At 70.0% G+C, this 2,343-nt stretch carries 2 protein-coding genes and 1 pseudogene; 1 reads left to right on the top strand and 2 read right to left on the bottom strand.

Annotated elements, in window-relative coordinates:
- Positions 1-335 (bottom strand): cation:proton antiporter (locus CSW58_RS12040; protein WP_201721661.1); only part of this gene is annotated, 335 nt, incomplete at its 3' end.
- Between the two features lie 9 nt (positions 336-344).
- A complete protein-coding gene (locus tag CSW58_RS12035) occupies positions 345-599 on the bottom strand; it encodes a helix-turn-helix domain-containing protein (RefSeq protein ID WP_099447445.1) in 255 nt (84 codons plus the stop codon).
- A 70-nt stretch (positions 600-669) separates the two neighbouring features.
- On the opposite strand from CSW58_RS12035, the pseudogene ybaL reads away from it, so the two are divergent.
- Positions 670-2,312, top strand: a pseudogene (gene ybaL, locus CSW58_RS12030) (YbaL family putative K(+) efflux transporter).
- The last annotated feature ends 31 nt before the right edge of the window (positions 2,313-2,343 follow it).

Genomic DNA, 2,343 nt, shown 5'->3' with positions numbered 1-2,343 from the left:
CCGATCACCTGGGCCGCGCCCAGGCCGAAGACCAGCTTGCGCATCAGGCGCAGGCGCTCCCACGAGATCTCCAGCCCGATCATGAACAGCAGGAACACCACGCCGAACTCGGCCAGCTGGGCGATCTCGGCCGGGCTGTCTACGGTCACATAGTCCAGCCACGGCGCGACCGGGATCAGGCTGCCCAGGCCGAACGGCCCCAGGATGACGCCCGCCAGCAGAAATCCGAGGATCGGATTGACCTTCAGCCGCTTGAACAGCGGCGCGACGATGCCGGCCGTGGCCAGGAACAGGACCAGGTCCTTGTAGTCGGCGGGTGAAACCTCGTGTGGCACCTGTTCTCCTTAGCTCGTCTCCGGCGCCTTGAGCCTCACGCCGGGTCCAGCCCCCTCGTCGGTCAGCAGGACCGCCCCGCCCTGCTCGATCGCCACGATCAGGAGGCGTTCGGTGCTATGATGCAAGGCGTGTCGTTCGGTCTCGAAGTCCTTGACCGTGCTGCGCGACACGCCCGCCCGTTCGGCGAGCTCGGCTTGCGACCAGTTGAGCAGCCCACGGGCGCCCCGACAGTGGGCCGGCAGAAGAATTTTGGCGTGGGGCATCTGGAAATCCGGGAAAAGTCACCCATATTGGTTGATTACGACCGAATATGTTGACCGTCAAGGAGCGCCATTGCACCCGACCCCCCTGATCGCCACCATCGTCGCCGGCCTCGGCCTGGCCTTCGTGTTCGGGGCCATCGCCAACCGACTGAAGCTGCCGGTGCTGGTCGGCTACCTGCTGGCCGGGGTCCTGGTCGGGCCGTTCACCCCCGGCTATGTGGCCGATCAGGAACTGGCCCCGCAGCTGGCCGAGATCGGCGTCATCCTGCTGATGTTCGGGGTCGGTCTGCACTTCTCGGTCAAGGACCTGATGGCGGTACGGCGGATCGCCATCCCCGGCGCCGTGGCCCAGATCACCGTCGCGACCCTGATGGGCATGGGCCTGGCGCATCTGATGGGCTGGACCCTGGGGGCGGGCCTGGTGTTCGGCCTGGCCCTGTCGGTGGCCTCGACCGTGGTGCTGCTGCGGGCCCTGCAAGAGCGGCGGCTGATCGACACCGAGCGCGGCCGCATCGCGGTGGGCTGGCTGATCGTCGAGGACCTGGCCATGGTCCTGGCCCTGGTGCTGCTGCCCGCCCTATCGGGGCCCTGGGCGGCGAGGCCCCGCCGCCGGGCCCCGGCGGGGTGCTGGGCGCCCTGGCCATCACCCTGGGCAAGGTCGCCGCCTTCGTGGTGCTGATGCTGGTGGTCGGACGCCGGGTCATTCCCTGGATCCTGCACCGGGTGGCCCATACCGGTTCGCGCGAGCTGTTCCGGCTGGGGGTGCTGGCCATGGCCCTGGGCGTGGCCTTCGGCTCGTCGGCCCTGTTCGGGGTGTCCTTCGCCCTGGGGGCCTTCTTCGCCGGCATGATCATGGCCGAGAGCGAGCTGTCGCAGCAGGCCGCCAACGAGACCCTGCCGCTGCGCGACGCCTTCGCGGTGTTGTTCTTCGTCTCGATCGGCATGCTGTTCGACCCGAGCGTGCTGCTGCGCCAGCCCCTGGCCGTGGCGGCGACGGTGGCGATCATCGTGGTCGGCAAGTCGCTGGCCGCCCTGGTCATCGTCCTGGCCTTCAAGCGGCCCAAGAGCGTGGCCCTGACCATCTCGGCCAGCCTGGCCCAGATCGGCGAGTTCTCGTTCATCCTGGCGGGACTGGGCGTGTCGCTGAAGCTGCTGCCGCCCGAGGGCCGCGACCTGGTGCTGGCCGGCGCCATCCTGTCGATCCTGCTCAACCCCCTGCTGTTCGCCCTGCTCGACAAGATCCTGCCGACCCTGGCGGCGCGCGAGCCCCCGCGCCAGCCGGACGCCGCCGCTCAGCCCCACGCGGTGCTGGTCGGCTATGGCCGGGTCGGCAGGGCCGTGGCCGAGGGCCTCAAGGGCCGCACCCCCCTGGTGGTCATCGAGGACGACCTGGAGCGGGCGGACGCGCTGCGCGAGGCCGGCTTCGCGGTGATCCAGGGCAACGCCGTCCGGCCCGAGGTGCTCAAGAGCGCCGGACTGGACAAGGCCACCCACCTGTTCGTCGCCGTGCCCAATCCCTTCGAGGCCGCGCGGATCATCGAACAGGCCCGCGCCGCCAACCCCAAGGCGGCGATCATCGCCCGGGCCTATAGCGACGCCGATGTCGCCCTGCTGCGCCAGGCCGGGGCGAACCAGGCCCTGATCGGCGAGCAGGAAATCGCCCGCGCCATGCTGGCCCTGGCCCCGAAACGCAAGGCGGCGACCGTCCACTAGAGCGAAGCGCCGTGGATCGCCGCGCTCGCGC

This window comes from Caulobacter sp. B11, assembly GCF_002737765.1.
GTDB lineage: Bacteria > Pseudomonadota > Alphaproteobacteria > Caulobacterales > Caulobacteraceae > Caulobacter.
This window is presented reverse-complemented; position numbering and strand designations above follow the sequence as displayed.

What these genes read in the sequence shown, in the direction of transcription:
- CSW58_RS12035 (WP_099447445.1), bottom strand. Translation starts at nt 599, where the DNA reads ATGCCCCACGCCAAAATTCTTCTGCCGGCCCACTGTCGGGGCGCCCGT.